Source organism: Paenibacillus sp. EZ-K15 (assembly GCF_002573715.1).
Classification (GTDB): Bacteria; Bacillota; Bacilli; order Paenibacillales; family Paenibacillaceae; genus Paenibacillus_AQ.
In genome coordinates, this window is record NZ_PDHM01000010.1 from 38,364 (window position 1) to 55,652 (window position 17,289).

Annotated in this window: 14 protein-coding genes; 12 read left to right on the top strand and 2 right to left on the bottom strand. The window is 50.1% G+C overall.

Annotated features, from left to right (window positions below; all coding sequences use genetic code 11):
- The first annotated feature begins 93 nt into the window (after window positions 1-93).
- The 12 genes from CRG97_RS07150 (at window position 94) to ald (ending at window position 15,565) form a co-directional block, all read left to right on the top strand.
- Window positions 94-1,914, top strand: a complete 1,821-nt coding sequence (locus CRG97_RS07150) for an ABC transporter substrate-binding protein (protein ID WP_098742421.1) — start codon at window positions 94-96, stop codon at window positions 1,912-1,914.
- A 103-nt stretch (window positions 1,915-2,017) separates the two neighbouring features.
- Window positions 2,018-3,028, top strand: a complete 1,011-nt coding sequence (locus CRG97_RS07155; RefSeq protein ID WP_076322984.1) for an ABC transporter permease — start codon at window positions 2,018-2,020, stop codon at window positions 3,026-3,028.
- A 1-nt stretch (window position 3,029) separates the two neighbouring features.
- Window positions 3,030-3,866: an ABC transporter permease gene (locus tag CRG97_RS07160; RefSeq protein WP_071223543.1), complete on the top strand. Its 837-nt coding sequence runs from the start codon at window positions 3,030-3,032 to the stop codon at window positions 3,864-3,866.
- 8 nt (window positions 3,867-3,874) lie between these two features.
- Complete coding sequence (locus CRG97_RS07165; RefSeq protein ID WP_098742564.1) at window positions 3,875-4,885, top strand: oligopeptide/dipeptide ABC transporter ATP-binding protein; 1,011 nt, start codon at window positions 3,875-3,877, stop codon at window positions 4,883-4,885.
- Window positions 4,872-5,672 carry an ABC transporter ATP-binding protein gene (locus CRG97_RS07170; RefSeq protein ID WP_098742422.1) on the top strand — a complete coding sequence of 267 codons (801 nt, stop codon included), beginning with the start codon at window positions 4,872-4,874 and terminating at the stop codon, window positions 5,670-5,672. Before CRG97_RS07165 ends, CRG97_RS07170 begins: the two co-directional genes overlap by 14 nt.
- Window positions 5,673-5,981: 309 nt before the next feature.
- Window positions 5,982-8,384: a sensor histidine kinase gene (locus CRG97_RS07175; RefSeq protein WP_237566327.1), complete on the top strand. Its 2,403-nt coding sequence runs from the start codon at window positions 5,982-5,984 to the stop codon at window positions 8,382-8,384.
- 57 nt (window positions 8,385-8,441) lie between these two features.
- On the top strand, window positions 8,442-9,107 hold the full coding sequence (locus CRG97_RS07180) for a response regulator transcription factor (RefSeq protein WP_098742424.1): 666 nt from the start codon (window positions 8,442-8,444) through the stop codon (window positions 9,105-9,107).
- A 216-nt stretch (window positions 9,108-9,323) separates the two neighbouring features.
- A complete protein-coding gene (locus CRG97_RS33980) occupies window positions 9,324-9,446 on the top strand; it encodes a hypothetical protein (protein ID WP_272914355.1) in 123 nt (40 codons plus the stop codon).
- A 6-nt stretch (window positions 9,447-9,452) separates the two neighbouring features.
- Complete coding sequence (locus CRG97_RS07185) at window positions 9,453-11,450, top strand: methyl-accepting chemotaxis protein (protein WP_202618882.1); 1,998 nt, start codon at window positions 9,453-9,455, stop codon at window positions 11,448-11,450.
- Between the two features lie 177 nt (window positions 11,451-11,627).
- Window positions 11,628-12,548, top strand: a complete 921-nt coding sequence (locus tag CRG97_RS07190; protein WP_098742425.1) for an AraC family transcriptional regulator — start codon at window positions 11,628-11,630, stop codon at window positions 12,546-12,548.
- Window positions 12,549-12,655: 107 nt separating this feature from the next.
- Window positions 12,656-14,155, top strand: coding sequence for an alpha-glucosidase/alpha-galactosidase (gene melA / locus CRG97_RS07195; protein WP_098742426.1), 1,500 nt, complete (start codon window positions 12,656-12,658; stop codon window positions 14,153-14,155).
- A 291-nt stretch (window positions 14,156-14,446) separates the two neighbouring features.
- Entirely contained in the window at window positions 14,447-15,565 is a 1,119-nt protein-coding gene (gene ald / locus CRG97_RS07200; RefSeq protein ID WP_098742427.1) for an alanine dehydrogenase, read from the top strand.
- A 160-nt stretch (window positions 15,566-15,725) separates the two neighbouring features.
- On the opposite strand, the gene CRG97_RS07205 is transcribed toward ald, so the two are convergent.
- Together CRG97_RS07205 and CRG97_RS07210 are read right to left on the bottom strand one after the other, a co-directional pair.
- Entirely contained in the window at window positions 15,726-16,418 is a 693-nt protein-coding gene (locus CRG97_RS07205) for a pseudouridine synthase (protein WP_098742428.1), read from the bottom strand.
- Window positions 16,419-16,679: 261 nt separating this feature from the next.
- Window positions 16,680-17,240, bottom strand: a complete 561-nt coding sequence (locus tag CRG97_RS07210) for an SLOG family protein (RefSeq protein WP_098742429.1) — start codon at window positions 17,238-17,240, stop codon at window positions 16,680-16,682.
- Between the last annotated feature and the right edge of the window lie 49 nt (window positions 17,241-17,289).

The window sequence follows — 17,289 nt, forward strand, 5'->3', positions numbered from 1 at the left end:
CATCAGGAAAGCGCTTGCAGACAATCGATGACACACGACCCAGACACTCAGCATTTAAGAAACGAACACATTCCATGAATGGAGGGTTCACAAGTGAAGCTGAAAACCGTTCTGAGGCCCATATTCATTCTTTTATTGGTCGCGTCTTTTTTTGCTGCCGGATGCCAAAGTGTAACGCCACCGACAGCATCAGATCCACCGCCGCCCAAAGATGAGGTAAAGACACCCGGAGGCAGTGATGAGCCGGCACCGCAGGGCGACGCGAAAGCGACGCCGAGAAATGAAACGCTTTACGTGAACGGTTTGCAATGGGGAGCACCTACGAATTTTAATCTGCTCAGCGGCAACCCGGCATTTCCGATTAACTACGGAAACTCTAGAGAACTCGTCTATGAAACCTTGTTTATGGTCAATCAGCTGACAGGCGAATTAGAGCCGCTGCTGGGTACCAAGTATGAATGGACCGACGATCTGACCCTGAAGATTGAACTGAACAAGGATGCCAAATGGAGCGACGGCAAGCCGTTTACTTCCGATGATGTTGTCTATACCTACCAGCTCGGCAAAAAGTATGACATCAACTGGAGCAGCTTTTGGACCTACATTGAGGACGTAACGGCAGACGGCCCGCAAACGGTGAACATCAAGCTGAATAAAGACAATCCGAACAAATTGACGGTGCTCGACAGCATCGAGGTCATGCCGATGCTGCCAAAACATGTATGGGAAGAGGTCGAGAAGAAAGCCAATAACGACCTTGCCACCATTCGTAAAGAAGTGAACGAGGACCCGATCGGAACAGGTCCTTACAAAATGTATTTTTACAATGATCAGAAGATCACGATTGTACGGGACGATAACTATTGGGGTCAGGCACTCTTTGGCAAGCTGCCGGCTCCTAAATATATCACCCATGTTATTTATAAAGACAATGCAGCGGGCGATTTGGCATTCAAGAGCGGTCAGGTAGACGTATCGCAGCAGTTTATTCCGCAGGTATGGAAAATGTGGGAGGGCGGGGCTCCGGTTAAAACCTACATCAAAGACGCTCCGTATTATGTGCCAGGCTCCATGCCATCGATCTTCTTCAACTTGTCGAAGGAAGGACTCAACAATGCGGATGTCCGAAGAGCAATCGCCATGGCGATTGATTACGGCAAAATTTCGGAGCTGGCCATCAGCGGCTACTCCGCACCGATGGAGCCATCGTTAACGCTGAATACGGAGGCCGAAGCGAAGTATGTAGACCAGGCCGCGATCAAACCGCTCCAATGGACAACGGACGTAGATGCGGCTAATGCACTTCTCGATTCCATCGGCGCCGCGAAAGGCAAAGACGGCATCCGCGTCCTGAACGGAACCCGCCTCGGCCCGTTTGAAATCGAATGTCCATACGGCTGGTCGGATTGGAATGCGGCGCTTGAGATTGTTGCCCAGAACGCGAAGGCAATCGGTATCGAGATCCGAACCAAATTTCCGGAAGCGCCGGTATGGACCAATGATCTCCAGACCGGCAAGTTCGATATCATCATGAACACGCCTGCCGGCGGGGTCAGCCCAAGCCAGCCGTGGAACCGCGCCATGACCATCATGTACTCCAAGGGCGTTGCGCCAATGGGCGAAATGGCATTCTACAACTGGGGCCGGTACAAGAACGATCAGGCCGATGCCATCATCGAGAAGATTCCAACCATTACAGATGAAGCTGAATTGAAAGCACTCTACACCGAATTGACCCAAATCTGGTTAAAAGATATTCCATCGATTCCGCTCATGTATCGTCCTTGGGTATTTGATACCGTCAATGAATCCGTATGGAAAGGTTTTCCGACCGAAGGGGACGGCAGCAACATCCCGCCTCAAATTTCGATGGATGGAGCCGGCATCAAGTCGCTGTATCAGATTCATAACTGATGGATATAACACAATGAACCAAGACCTATATTGGCGGATTTGCACCCCTGATATAGGTCTCTTTTCCACCAAATTCAGGGTGTGATCCTTGGGGGTGAGCTGCTTGAGCGTTTACGGAAAATATATCGTCAAGAAGTTCTTCTGGTACTTTCTGACGCTGGTGATTGCGGTCACGCTGAATTTCCTGTTGCCCAGGATGATTGAGGGAAATCCGGTGAGTATGATTGTGTCCGAGATGACGCAGGGGATGACCGACAGCGATACGATCAAACGGGTCTATGAGACGTTTCTTGTTGAGTTCGGAATCGACAAGCCTTTATGGGAACAGTTCATCATCTATCTGAAGAACTTGGCGACCGGTAACCTGGGCACTTCATTCGGGCTCTATCCGAAACCGGTAACGGAGATTCTGGCCTCAGCAGTTCCCTGGACGATCGGGCTCCAGCTTCCGGCCATCCTGGTTGGCTGGATCATCGGCAATGTGCTGGGCGCCGTGGCGGCCTACCGCAAAGGCGTGTTCGATAAAGTGATATTCCCGGTGGCCTTGTTCGTGAATTCCATTCCGTTCTTTACCCTAGCCATTATTATGCTGTATGTGTTCGCCCTGTCCCTGAACTGGTTTCCGCTGCATGGGGGCTACGATTATCAGATGGTGCCGTCACTCAGCTTTGAATTCTTCGCTTCCGTACTTCGGCATCACACGCTTCCGTTTCTATCGATCGTGCTGGTTACGATTGGCGGCCAAGCCATTGGCATGCGGGAGATGTCCATCTATGAGCTGAATTCGGATTATGTGCTGTACAGCAAGCTTCTCGGGATTCGGGATTCCAAAATCGCGAGGTATGTATTCCGGAATGCGATGCTGCCCCAGATCACGGGATTGGCGTTATCCATCGGTACGATGGTGGGCGGTTCGCTGATCTGTGAGATCGTATTCAGTTATCCGGGAATCGGAACCTGGATGTTCACGGCGATTCGTCAGCTGGATTATCCGTTAATTTCGGGCTGTACCCTCTTGATCGCCCTGGCTGTGCTGCTGGCCAACTTTACGATTGACCTAATCTACGGCTGGATTGATCCAAGAATCAAGGCCGCTCAGATGGAGGATCAATAATATGAACAGTTCCTTTCGCATATTGATCAAATCGCCAAAGTTTATGTTCGGAGCCTGCATGCTGTTGGCTATGATCGGCATGGTGCTGATCTACCCGCTCTTTAACCGCAATGACCCGCTGGAGATGATCGCCCTGGCGTACCAGCCGCCGGATTCGAAGCTGCTGCTGGGGTCGGATAACTTCGGCAGGGATTTATTCCTTGAACTGATCTACGGCATTCGGACCTCTTTGCAGGTGGGCCTCATTGCCGGCGTATTTGCTACTGTGATCGGTCTTGTGATCGGTTTAGCCTCAGGCTACATCGGAGGCATGATCGATAATCTGCTGACCGCGATCACCAATATCTTCATCGTGATTCCTTCCTTTGTCATCCTCATTCTGATCTCGGTCAGCATCGATTCGCGCAGCTCATTTGTCACGGCTGTCATCATCGGCATTACCAGCTGGCCCTGGACGGCCAGGGCCGTGCGTGCGCAGACATCCTCGCTCCGCAACCGGGATCACGTGAATATCGCGAAAATATCCGGGTACAGCACGCCGCGCATTATCATCTCGGAGATTTTGCCATACATCGCTTCTTATGTTGTCATGGCCTTCGTGCTGCAGACGGCATCGGGCATTCTGTCCGAGGCTTCCATCTCGATGCTGGGGCTGGGACCGTATAACACGATTTCCCTGGGCATCATCATGAACTGGGCGCTCGTATTTGAAGCACCGGTTGCTGGCGCTTGGTGGGCCTTCATCCCGGCAGCGATCTCCATCGCCATCATCACCTTCTCCTTGTACATGATGAACACTGGCATGGATGAAATATTCAATCCGAAGATTAGGAGCTGATGGGTGTTGTGAGCACAAATATACTGGAAGTTAACGAATTGAAGACCTATTACCGTACCCGGCTGAAGGAACATGTCTATGCCGTAGACGGTGTGAGCTTCTCGCTCGAGAAGGGGAAGACGCTTGGCATTGCCGGTGAATCCGGCTGCGGCAAATCGACCCTTGCGCTCAGCCTGATGGGATTTTATTTTCCACCACTGCATTTTGGCAGCGGCTCGATTGTCGTAAGCGGTACGGACATCATGAAGCTTGGCAAGGAACAGCTCCGTTCCCAGGTGTCCGGAAGAGAGATATCATATATCCCGCAAGCAGCTATGAATGCCCTGAATCCTACGCTCAAAATCATTCATTTCGTCGAGGATATTATGAAGGAGCATCGCCCTGAGCTGAACAAGAAACAGGTGTGGGAGATGGCGGCGGAACGGTTCGAAACCTTGAATTTGTCAACCAAGGTGCTGAACTCTTATCCAAACGAGCTGTCAGGCGGCATGAAGCAGCGGACGGTTATCGCGATCTCCACCATTCTGAATCCCAAAGTGCTGATTGCGGACGAACCGACCTCGGCGCTGGACGTAACCTCGCAGAAAGCGGTGATCAAACTGCTGAAGAGTCTGCTGGATCGGGGCTATATTCAGTCTCTGGTATTCATCACGCACGAGCTGCCGCTGCTTTATCACGTAACGGATGACATCATCGTCATGTATGCAGGGGAGATCGTGGAGCGCGGTACCGCAGAGCAAATGATTTTTGACCCGATACACCCGTATACAAAAAAGCTGATGGGTTCCATCATTGTGCCCGAGGAAGGCATGAAAGGCCATAAGCTGGCCGCCATCCCGGGGACCCCGCCTAATTTGAAGAACGTGCCGGAGGGCTGCCGGTTCGCGGATCGCTGTTCCTATGTGCAAGACGCCTGCCGGAAGGGAAAGATTGCGAGCAAGACCGTGGAGGATCGAATGTATCGCTGCATCGTAGAACCGGCTGTGCTTAAGGAGTGGTATGCGAATGGAGAAGAATGATGTCCTGATTCGGGGAGAGCGTCTCACCAAGGTATTCGGTTACGGGAAGCAGAAGACAACCGCCGTGGAGAATGTCAGCTTTACCTTCCATGAAGGCGAAATCATATCGATTGTCGGCGAGAGCGGAAGCGGCAAAACGACACTGGCCAAAATGATCATGGGCCTGCTGAAGGAGAGCAGCGGTACGATTGAGTATATGGGCAAGCCAAGACAACTGAAGCGGCACAGAGACCGCAAGCGTTATTGGAAAAACATCCAGGCGATCTTTCAGGACCCGTTCTCTTCGTTCAATCTGTTCTACAAAGTCGAGAAGCTGCTGCTCGATTGCATCAAGCTGCAGGGTGATAAACTGTCAAAGGAGGAGCAATTCCGCAAAATGAAGGAAGCGTGCTCCTTCGTCAATCTGAAATTTGAAGAGCTGCACAATAAATACCCGTTCGAACTATCCGGCGGGCAAATGCAGCGTCTGATGATTGCCCGGATCTTCATGCTTCATCCGAAGCTGCTGATTGCGGATGAACCGACCTCCATGGTCGACGCATGTTCACGATCCACGATACTGGATATGCTCTTGAAGCTGCGGGATGAGAACAACATGACAATTATTTTCATTACCCATGACGTAGGGCTTGCTTATTATGTAAGCGATACGCTGTATATTATGGAACAGGGGAAAGTCGTGGAGCGGGGACCGGCGGAAGAGGTGATCTTGAATCCGCAGCATCCTTATACCCAGCAGTTAATTTCCGATGTGCCCAAGATCCACTCCGAGTGGGATTTGGCATGAGCGATGTGTACGATGGAAATCTCATGATGGAAATGCCCGAAGCGAAACGCCGCTTTGGGCTTTATTTTGTTTAGAGCCCCTTTCGCTTCGTTTATTTTCGTGGATATGACACTCCGAATCGTTACGCAAAATTTCTCTGTACTTGATCTTCGCATTTGTGAAGGATCTGCCGATAAATGATATGGCTACCATTTGCTTCATCCCGCAGTTCGCATTCGGTATACCGCAAAGCATCTGACGTGACTGCGTGTATGCTTCATAAGGAGACCATCAAACATCATGTGTATTTACTTCTTGGGGGCAACCATCTTGGTATTAGTCGCCCTCACCATCACATTCTGGATTTTCTTGTTCAAAAGCGCATATCAGCGAAAGTTAAGCCATCAGGCCTTGGATATGGCCGAAGGCAGATTCCGACTGCTTGATGATATGCTGCTCACGCTTGATGTTGGCATTTGGTCATACGATTTCGGCACAAGGAGTATCCAAAATACTTCTTTGGCTTTTCATAAAATCACAGGTTATTCACATCGTGATTTCACGGACGGTCTTTCCTGGGAAGAGCTGATCCATCCAGAGGATATGATGTTGTTTCGATCATTGGTCGACAGAACTCGACAAGGTGAGACCGTTCATACTGAATTCCGGATTATTCATGCAGAGGGCGATGTTCGCTGGGTCCAAGTGAAGATGATTCCGATGATGAATGAATCCGGGCAAATGATCCGTACAGATGGTATTGCCGTTGATATTAGCACACGTTTCCGCATGGAGGAGGCGCTGTATGATATTACGGAATGCAAGAAGATGGAGCAAGCGCTCAAGGAAAGCATGAACCGGTATCGCAGGCTGGTAGAGCTATCTCCTATTGCCATTGCCGTCTGTAAGGACCGCAAGCTGATGTATGTAAATCCCGCTGGACTTCGGATCATTGGAGCGGCTGGGCTTGAGAACATCCTGGGTACCGATCCTTGGGACTGGGTGCTGGATCCCTATGAGGAGTGGGAACGCAAACGGCTCATGCAGCTTATTCGATCAGGGCAGGTCGTTCCCGAGGAATTATCCATAAAGCGGGTTGACGGAGAGCGGGTCGATGTCGTGACAACGGCCTTGTATGATGCGGAATCGGACGCGATTGAGATTTTTTTCGAGGATATTACCGCCCGCAAATCCGCGGAACGGGCCCTTATGGAAAGCGACCGAATCAACCGCCATATCCTGGATATCGCTCCTGTTGCGATGTTCCTGCACTCCGATTTTTCTTATGTTTATGCGAATCCCGCGGGTCTTTCCTTACTGGGCATAACGGATATCGTACAATTAGCGGGAACTTCGCTCCACGACGTAATCCCCTCGGATCAGGTCGAGTTCGTGATTTCGGAGGTTGAGCATGTGTACGAAAGCGGGAATACCTCGGAGCTCACCGGGAACAAACTGGTCCGGCTGGATGGAACGATCATCGATATAGAGGCAATTACGACACCTATTCCTTATATAGGTCATAACACGGCGCTTACCATCATTCGCGATGTTACGCAGCAGAAGCAGGCTGAACGGGAGCGGATTGCGGCAGAAAGGCTAGTACGGGAGAGTGAGGACCGTTATTTTAGGCTGCAAATGAGCCTGGATCAATTCTCTTCCGACCTTTTTGGGATGGTGAAGATCAGTGAATTGAACGCCCGTATCGTGCGGGAAATCAAGAAGGTGCTGGTGACGGATCGGGTGAGCCTCATCCAGATCAACCACCACAGCCTGCATATCAAAATCCAAGGGGGCCATAAAGATCTGCCGCAAGGTGTGCTTCATGCGATCCATACATGCGGTCCCGAGCATATTCCGTTCTGTAAACTGTTTGAGATGTCCGACGGATATTTTGTCAAGATTGGAGAAATGAACGGGGATAGCAGCATTGTCTGCATTGGCGGAGAGGTTCCCTTGCTCAAGATTCAGGCCAAAAAAATATGGCTGGAGACCATTACGCGCTATGCAAGTGTCCTGTACGATAACTTCCGCGTCATTGAGGATTTGACGAGGGAGCTGGAGAAGCTGGATTCATCCCAGCAGATCATGCCTCTGTGGCTGCTGCGACTGATGCTGCATTTATCTGAAAATGAGCGGAAGCGATTGTCCCAAGATCTTCACGATGCTGCGCTCCAGGAACAGATTATATGGTACAGGAAATTAAATCAGATTACATCGGATCATGAGCTGCCGGAGCAACTGCGCCCACAGCTGGAGGAAATCGAGCAGGGGCTTCTGGATGTGATTTATCAGATTCGAATTACGTGCAACGAGCTTCGCCCCCCGCTGCTCAAGGAGGAGGGTTTGGAACGTTCGCTGGAGGCATTGTTTGAATTTACCCAGCTCCGCACCAATTATTCTATACAGTTCGACTGCTCGAACTTCGATGATGATATCAGTGACGATCACTTGATCGGACTGTACAGAATTGTCCAGGAGCTGCTGGCCAATGCCACGAAGCATTCCAACGCGACCGAGGTAAAGCTCCGTTTGTCCACTCAGTGTGATGAGGTCAATCTTAGCTATGAAGATAACGGGATTGGGATCGATTTGAACCAGAAACCGGATCAATTCAATCATATGGGGATCGGCGGCATGAAGGAAAGGGTGAGAAGCATGAACGGTAAAATCCAGTTCGACTCATCGGAGAGCGGGGGGGCGGCTGTCTATATATCCATAACAGCAAAGTAAACATTCCACCGGCAGTGAAGCAATCAAGATACCAGATTGAAGGAGTCATGAGTGACAATGATCGAAATTTTATTAGTGGATGACCACCCCTCGGTGATGGAGGGGACCAAGGTACTGCTTGAACAGGAAAAGGATATGTTCGTGAAGCTTGCGAATACGCCGGAGCAGGCGCTGGAGCTGGTGAGAACGTTGCATTTTGACGTAATGCTGATTGATATGCATATGCCGGGCATGAACGGAATTGATTTGGCCAAGCAGATCCTCCAAATCGTTCCGAACGCGGTGATGCTGGTTTATACGGGTTTTGAAGTCAGCAATCATTTTAATTTGATTATGGAGGCCGGACTGGCTGGTTTTGTCTCGAAAACGTCGGGCAAAGAGCAGTTGGTAACGGCTGTTCGATGTGCGCTGCGAGGGGAAGTCGTTCTGCCGTTAACACTTGTGAAGCAGCTCCGGCGTGTTACCGCAAATGGTCCGGAACGGACAGCAGGGGCACCGGCAGCCCAGTCTATAACCGATAAAGAATATAGTATTCTCAAGGAAATCGCTCGCGGAAAGAGTAACAAGGAGATTGCGGGAATGGTGATCATGAGCCAGCGTTCGCTGGAGTACTGCTTAACCAATCTGTTTCAAAAGTTGAATGTGAAGTCACGCATAGAAGCTGCACTGAAGGCAAAGCAGATGGGAATCCTCTCGGATTCGGATTTTGTTCAGCTGGGCTGACCGGCTAGCTCTCTTTAACGTTTCAGATCATAAAGTATGTTTACCTCGACATGACACGGGGTAGGTTCGCTATTATTCGACAATATCCGCAAGGTAATCCGCAAAATTCTTGCGTGAGCACGCAAGAGAATTTCGGTTACGAACGGTAAGTAAGTGTATATGCTTATGTTACTGGATGGATGTAGTCTGTAAGTAGGAAGGGTGGTAACCTGCGGCATGACAAAGGACCTATATGAATATGGTGTCGATGACCTCTTGTCACCGGAAGAGATTGAGGAAGTTTTGGCGCAGCTTGAAGAAGAGTGGAATGAATTTAACAGCCGGAAGAAGCGAGGGTGACTCATAATGAAACGATTGAAGTCTTTGAAATCTCTGTTTGCAATGAAACTCCAGGGTCGTATGCTGTTTATTATTTTGGGGTCGATTACGATTTTTCTAGCTGGCATGATGGCTTATATCAGTATGACTACAACGGAGGAAGCTCTGGATTCGGCCAAGACGCTTGCGGTGACAACGAGTGAGAAGATTGGCACGCTGGTACAAGCAGAGCTTGACGATGTCATGAGCTCCGCACGTACATTAGCTGTAAGCTTTGTTGGAATGAAAGGGACCGATACCACGAATCGCGCAGCCGTTAATGAAATACTGAGAAGAAATCTGGAAGACAATCCGTCCTGGAAAGGGATCTGGACCTTATGGGAGCCGGATGCCTTTGATGGCCGGGATAACGAATACAGAAACAAACAGGGCAGTGACCAAACGGGGCGATTGATGTCCTACTGGGCAAGAACGGAATCCGGCCTGGAACGCTCCGTAATCGAGGATTACGAGCACGAAGGGGAAGGTGACTTCTATCTCCTGGCGAAGAACAGCGGGAAAGAAATCATTATGGATCCGTACGTCTTCAAAGTAGGCAATGAAGATGTCATGATGACATCGCTCGTTGTTCCGATTATCGATAACGGAAAGACCGTCGGCGTGGTTGGCGTCGATATTTCCCTGGCACATTTGCAAAGCGTAATGGAGCAATTCCGATTGTTCGATACGGGGTATGCTCATATTTTTTCGAATACCGGTGTGATCGTAACGTCGCCGGAGGACGGATTGATGGGGCAGACGTTGGAAGAGGCCTATCCTGGCAAAACGGTTCCCCTTATCCTGGATGCGATTCGGGAAGGGGATGTCTATACCGAGGAAGATTCCGAGCTGTACAAGCTGTATACTCCGATTAAGGCAGGATTGACCGAAACGCCATGGTCTGCCGCTATCATTATCCCGATGGATGAGATTACGGAAAATTCGGATGCGTTGATGATCTCCATTATCGTTGCCGGACTGACCACTCTGGTGGCCATGGCGGCTGTCGTGGTCTTGTTAACGAGATCCATCGTGAAACCATTGGGCATTTCCGTTTCCATCGGAGAGTTCATGTCGAAGGGAGACTTCACGCAGGAGGTGCCTGCGGCTTATCTCCGCAGAGCCGATGAAATCGGCACGTTGTCCAGAGTATTCGCGCAGCTGCTGGAGAGCATGCGGGAGATGATCGGCAAAGTGAACCTGAACGCATCATCGGTAGCCGCCGCTTCACAGCAGCTATCGGCTGGTGCCGAGGAACTGGCGGTTGGAAGCAGCAGTCAGGCTGAATCCGTGCAAACGGTCAGTGAATTGTTCCATGAATGGTCAAATGCCATCAATTCTGTTGCGAGCGATGCATCAGCAGCATCCGAACTTGTAAACCAGACCTCCGGCATTGCAACGGAAGGCAGCGGCATCGTCCAGCAGTCGGTGGAAGGCATGAATCGGGTACGGGAGCAGGTTGCCAAACTCGAAGCTGATTCCCAGCGGATTGGCGAGATTATCGAGGTGATCGACGATATCGCCAAGCAGACCAATCTGCTTGCCCTTAATGCTACGATCGAGGCTGCCCGTGCCGGCGATCAAGGAAGAGGATTCGCTGTGGTGGCGGATGAAGTGCGCAAGCTAGCCGAACGTAGCGGAGGAGCCACGAAGCAGATCGCCGATATCATCAAGGGCATGCAGAAGAATACGGCTGATAGCGTGGAGGCGGTGAATCTAGGCGTCATCCACACGGAAAAAGCCGGTGAAGCCTTTGCCTACATTACAAGTATGGTGAATGAGTCTGCCGGAAAAGTAATGGATATTGCAGCTGCCAGCGAGGAGCAGGCAGCCCAGGCTGCCGAGGTGGCGACCGCAATTGAAACCATATCTTCGTCGACGGAGGAAACGGCGGCTACAAGCGAGGAATCGGCTGCAACGGCACAATCGCTTGCCGAGCTTGCTGAAGAGTTAAACCATACCGTATCGGCCTTCAAAATCTCGTAGCACCACTGGTATATTGATGATAAGCTTGGCCTAAGGGCCAGGCTTTTTTTCATGCATGGCATTGGCGGTTTCTATGATTCGGTATGATTGCACTCGCCTCTGAGAAAGTACGGCGATAGATGTTTTTGCTTTAAATTGGAATGCTGCACGGCTCGGACGAAGGGAGGAACATGTGTCGTGAATGGCAGCTTGTTTCAGCAGATGTTAGAAGAGGGGGATTATGTCCCCCGCTTTTACGCCTATTACTATAAGCAGTGGATAGATTATGAAATGCCATACCATCAGCATGACTCAACCGAGATTATGTATATGATCCAAGGGGTGTGCCGGATTGACGTAAAGGTAGGCGATACGGAAAAGAGCGTCACGCTGAAAAAAGGGGAGTTTATGGTACTGGATGCCGATGTCCCGCATCGGTTAATCGTTGAGCAGGCGGTCTCCTGCCGAATGCTGAATGTGGAATTCGGGTTTATGGAAAGTGAAGAGAGGACGCTTTCTCTCAGGCAGATTGCAGGTGAGGAACAAGAGGTGTCTTTTCTCCTGAATCGGCCGTTTCCCTACTTGGTGCTAGCGGATCAGGAGGAGGTATATCCGGTGCTGCGGAGCCTCGTGCTTGAACTCGATCAGAGAGGGACGGAGGGTAGAATGATGACGCATATGCTGTTTATTCAGCTGCTTGTCTGTATCGCCCGTCTGTATGAAGAAAGGGAACGCAGTGAAATGCAGCAGAGCGAGTTCTATATTAAACGAAGCGTCGATTTCTTGCATCAGAACTATGATCGCCATATTCAGGTGAAAGACGTTGCCGCCGAGGTGAATCTGCATCCCGGCTACTTGCATCGGGTATTCCGCAGAGGGACGGGCAGGACAATAACGGAGTATCTGACCATGATTCGAATGGAAAAGGCCAAAATGCTGCTGGAGCAGACGGATATCCCCATAGATGAAATATCGGACTATGTGGGTGTTGGCAGCAGGCAATATTTCCATATGTTGTTCAAGAAGAATACGGGAACCACGCCGCTGGAATATCGGCTGCGGAAGGATCGGAATGCCTGGAAATACGGTGATCAGGATGCCAGATCAGATAAGAAGTGAGGATTTTTGACTCAGAAGAGTCCAAAAGGTCATGATTTTGATAACGCTTTCTACCACTCGATTGCTACAATAACTACAATCTAATTTGCAGCTAGGGAGTGGATAAAATGTCGTTTAAGGTTGCTTTTATCGGCGCGGGCAGTATCGGCTTTACCCGGGGAATTCTGCGTGACTTGTTGACTGTATCGGAATTTAGGGATATCGAGGTCGCTTTCACCGACATCAGCGAGCATAATCTGGATATGGTCACGGAATTGTGTCAGCGGGATATTACCGAGAACGGGCTATCAATTGTGATCCAGTCCACCACGGATCGAAGACAAGCCCTGCAGGATGCCAAATATGTCATCTGCACCATTCGCGTGGGCGGACTGGAGGCATTCCGTACGGATGTGGACATTCCGCTGAAATACGGCATCGATCAGTGCGTGGGCGACACGCTCTGTGCAGGCGGCATTATGTATGGCCAGCGGGGAATCCCTGAGATGCTAAACATTTGCCAGGATATTCGCGAGGTGTGCGCACCAGATGTACTGCTGCTGAACTATTCGAATCCCATGGCTATGCTGACATGGGCATGCAATCAGTATGGCGGCGTGCGGACGATTGGATTATGCCATGGCGTACAGCATGGGCATCACCAAATCGCCGAGGTTTATGGCTTGAAGAAACAGGAAGTCGATATTGTCTGTGCCGGCATTAATCATCAAACCTGGTATATTCAAGCCTCACATCAAGGCAAGGACTTGACTGCTGGACTGTTGGAAGCGTTCGAACGGCATCCGGAGTATAGCAGGACAGAGAAGGTTCGCATCGATATGCTGCGGCGTTTCGGATATTACAGCACCGAATCCAACGGCCATCTAAGCGAATATGTTCCTTGGTACCGTAAACGGGCGGAGGAAATTACGGAGTGGATTGACCTCAGCAGTTGGATAAACGGAGAGACAGGCGGATATTTGCGAGTCTGTACCGAGGGACGCAACTGGTTCGAGACTGATTTCCCGAACTGGATGCAAGATCCGGCTATGGAGTACACGCCGGAGCACCGGGGAGAGGAACATGGCTCCTACATTATTGAAGGCTTGGAAACCGGCCGGGTATACCGAGGACATTTTAATGTGGTGAATGAGGGCATTATCGCTAATCTGCCGAATGATGCAATCATTGAGGCGCCGGGTTACGTAGACCGCAACGGCATTTCCATGCCACATGTAGGGAATTTGCCGTTAGGGCCGGCTGCGGTGTGTGGCGTAAGCATATCCGTTCAACGGCTGGCGGTCGAAGCGGCGGTTCATGGAGATGACAAGCTGCTTCGTCAGGCATTTATGATGGATCCGCTGGTTGGAGCGGTATGTAATCCGAAGGAAATCTGGCAGCTGGTCGATGAAATGCTGGTAGCCGGTGAAGCATGGCTTCCTCAGTACGCGGTTTCGATCATTGAAGCGAAGGCACGTCTAATATCCGGCAATCTGATCCCCACCCGTCCGTATGAAGGAGCAGCCAGACTCAAGGTGAAGACGGTGGAGGAGATGCAGCTCGATCGGGAGAAGGCGAACAAAAACGCAGGTGAATCCGACAAAGGGAAGGATCGCGAAAAAGTTTAAGCTGGTTGCACAATAACGAAGGGATCGGACAACAGAAGTACTTAGAGTTTTCATGAATGCGCATGATTCAAACACTTTGGCGAGGACGGTATAACGGACAAAAATCCGTTATAATCCCTCTGCCAGAAGTGTTTTTTTCTGCATGCAGTTCATCTTTTATCTGCATATACTACGGATACATAGAGATAAATTCGGATGGACAATCCCTGACCTTAGACAGGTACACAGTTTGGGTAAAAATGGTTACAATTCAATTAGATAGGCAAAATTCACTATTAAGGAGGCATGGGGATGATAATTGGGGTTCCCAAAGAAATCAAAAATAACGAAAGTCGTGTAGGCATGACGCCGGGTACGGTCGTCAGTTTTAGAAATGCCGGACACGAAGTGCTTGTACAATCTGGAGCTGGTTTTGGGATCGGTTTTACGGATGAAGCTTACAGAGCGGCTGGAGCCAAAGTGGTTGCATCGGCTGCAGAAGCGTGGAAAGCCGAGATGGTTGTGAAGGTGAAGGAACCCCTGCAGGAGGAATATGAATACTTTCAAGAGGATATGATCCTATACACTTATCTGCACCTGGCCCCCGAGCCGGAACTGACCAAGGCGCTGGTTGACCGTAAGGTGAGTGCCGTTGCTTATGAAACGATACAATTGACGGATGGCAGCCTGCCGCTGTTGACACCGATGAGTGAAGTGGCAGGAAGAATGTCCATTCAAATCGGGGCGCATTTCCTAGAAAAAGCGCATGGTGGCAAGGGTGTCCTTCTAAGCGGTGTACCTGGAGTTGCCCCAGGCAAGGTTGCCGTTATTGGCGGTGGCATCGTCGGCACCAATGCGGCAAGAATTGCGCTGGGTCTCGGTGCAGACGTCAGCATCCTCGATATTAATCCCGGCCGACTTCGTCAACTGGATGATCTGTTCCAAGGGCGGGTCAAAACGATTATGTCCGATCCGTATCACATTGCGGAAACGGTGAAGGCCGCCGACCTTGTCGTGGGCGCAGTATTGATCCCCGGTGCACGGGCCCCGCGCCTCGTAACGGAAGAGATGGTAAAAGAGATGAGTCCGGGATCCGTCATCGTGGATGTGGCGATTGATCAAGGGGGCTCCATCGAGACGATTGACCGGATCACCACGCATGACAACCCGACCTACGAAAAGCATGGTGTTATTCATTATGCTGTAGCCAACATGCCGGGCGCCGTAGCCAGAACCTCCACCATGGCACTGACCAATGTAACGGCACCCTATGGACTGAGAATAGCAAGTAAAGGACTTCGGTCTGCCGCACGTCATGACAAAGCACTTGCCAAGGGCATTAATGTCATCGACGGCAAGGTAACCTACGAAGCGGTTGCGGCGGCCCATGGGTATGCTTATACCAGCATTGACGATTATTTGTTGGCATAGAAATACTGTTTTAAGCATGTAGAGCCATTTTTCAAATTTGACACGATACCGGGGTCTATGACGTAAACCTTAGGAGTGGCTTTCGTTGGCCGGCGTGGACAAAGTTGAAAAATGGCTTTTGTATGTTGCCTTGCTGTTCCTACCACGAGTTCGCTTTCGCCTAGTTCAACATGAACAGGAGTTTATGTAGTTCGGCTTCCTGCAAATGCCTCCACTTCCCCCGTTCCAGTTGATCCAGTGTAATATTCATAATCCGAATTCGCTCCAGCTTCAGCACTCTGTACCCCAAGGCTTTACACATTCTGCGGATTTGCAGATTAAGGCCCTGTGTCAAAATAATACGAAATACGTCTTCGCTTTGCCTATAGACCTTGCATGGTTTGGTTATGACGTCCAGGATTTCAACACCTTGAGACATCGCTTGCATAAATTCGTCCGTAACGGGTTTGTCCACGGTCACCACATATTCTTTCTCATGATGATGCTCCGAACGCATCATTTTGTTCACGATATCTCCGTCGTTCGTAAGTAAAATCAAACCTTCAGAGGCTTTATCCAGCCTTCCAATGGCAAAAATGCGCGATGGATAGTTAACAAACTGAATAATGTTTCCCGCGACATGTTCTGCTGCCGTACAGACAATACCGATAGGTTTATTGAGAGCCAGGTAAACCGCTTCCCTATCCTGATGAGGAATTTCCTTCCCATCTATTAACACAATATCGTGCAGTTCAACGTCCGCCCCTTTTTCACACACCTTGCCATTGATCGTGATGCGTCCGGCTGCAATCAATCGGTTGGTTTCTCTGCGCGAGCAAAATCCCGTTTCGCTTATATATTTGTTAATTCGCATGCTCCACCGCTTCTCATGTGTAATATTGCCACAGGTTCATTTGTTAGTTGATATTCTCTTTTCCTTGATTTTGCGGAATGTGGCATAAAATGATTAATTTCGATCATCCATCAGAGAGGCGGACTTATAACAAAAATATTCGCTTTAAGCTGACGTCTCTTTCAGGTTCTTCACATTGCTCCTCTGGCGGATCTAGCTGGTGAGATTCGCCAGCAGGGAACTCTTCTGGCGGATCGAAGTGGTAACCGGAGAGCAGCAAACCTAGTAAAAATCCTGCGACATATTCTCTTCGTCTGCAACAGCCTGAATCTCCTCCGAACCGATGCTGATGAAGCGGTAACCGTCCGCTGCCTGCTTCTTCAGCGCACGTTCTTTGATGAACTTGGGGCTGGCTTCGCCGCCATCTTCGTCATACACGAGCAGAATGCCATCGGTCTTGCGGAGTAACAGATCGTCTCTGGCCGTAAATTGCCACGGCCCCTGATAGGGGCTCTTGCTGACAGGCGCATAGAAGTCTACCCCCTTCATCAATTCCTGAAAATAAGCTTTTTTATCGTCGTTCCATTGCTCCTCGGGATTCTGATAGGCGGTCAGAATAGAGCATCTCAGGTGAGGGTATCGGGACTTTAGTTCTATAGCTGCTTCAACGGCCCACAGGTCCACGCCATACTGACCGGGCGTGATAACCCACTGAAGACCTTCCTCGAGCAGCGGAATCAAGCGGTTGGCAATCGCTTGACGTATATAAGGAATGCCTTGGTGTTTGTTGTTGTAAATACCGAGTTCATGAGCTCGATATCCGGTAACAAGAATGTTTTCCAATTGTGCACACTCCCTGACAAAGAATAGGTCTAGTGTACCGTTTTCTGAA

Bases quoted from the DNA above. Each gene is read 5' to 3' on its own strand.
- CRG97_RS07180 (WP_098742424.1), top strand. From the start codon at position 8,442: ATGATCGAAATTTTATTAGTGGATGACCACCCCTCGGTGATGGAGGGG.
- melA (WP_098742426.1), top strand. From the start codon at position 12,656: ATGTCGTTTAAGGTTGCTTTTATCGGCGCGGGCAGTATCGGCTTTACC.
- CRG97_RS07170 (WP_098742422.1), top strand. From the start codon at position 4,872: ATGGAGAAGAATGATGTCCTGATTCGGGGAGAGCGTCTCACCAAGGTA.
- CRG97_RS33980 (WP_272914355.1), top strand. From the start codon at position 9,324: ATGACAAAGGACCTATATGAATATGGTGTCGATGACCTCTTGTCACCG.
- CRG97_RS07205 (WP_098742428.1), bottom strand. From the start codon at position 16,418: ATGCGAATTAACAAATATATAAGCGAAACGGGATTTTGCTCGCGCAGA.
- CRG97_RS07160 (WP_071223543.1), top strand. From the start codon at position 3,030: ATGAACAGTTCCTTTCGCATATTGATCAAATCGCCAAAGTTTATGTTC.
- CRG97_RS07185 (WP_202618882.1), top strand. From the start codon at position 9,453: ATGAAACGATTGAAGTCTTTGAAATCTCTGTTTGCAATGAAACTCCAG.
- ald (WP_098742427.1), top strand. From the start codon at position 14,447: ATGATAATTGGGGTTCCCAAAGAAATCAAAAATAACGAAAGTCGTGTA.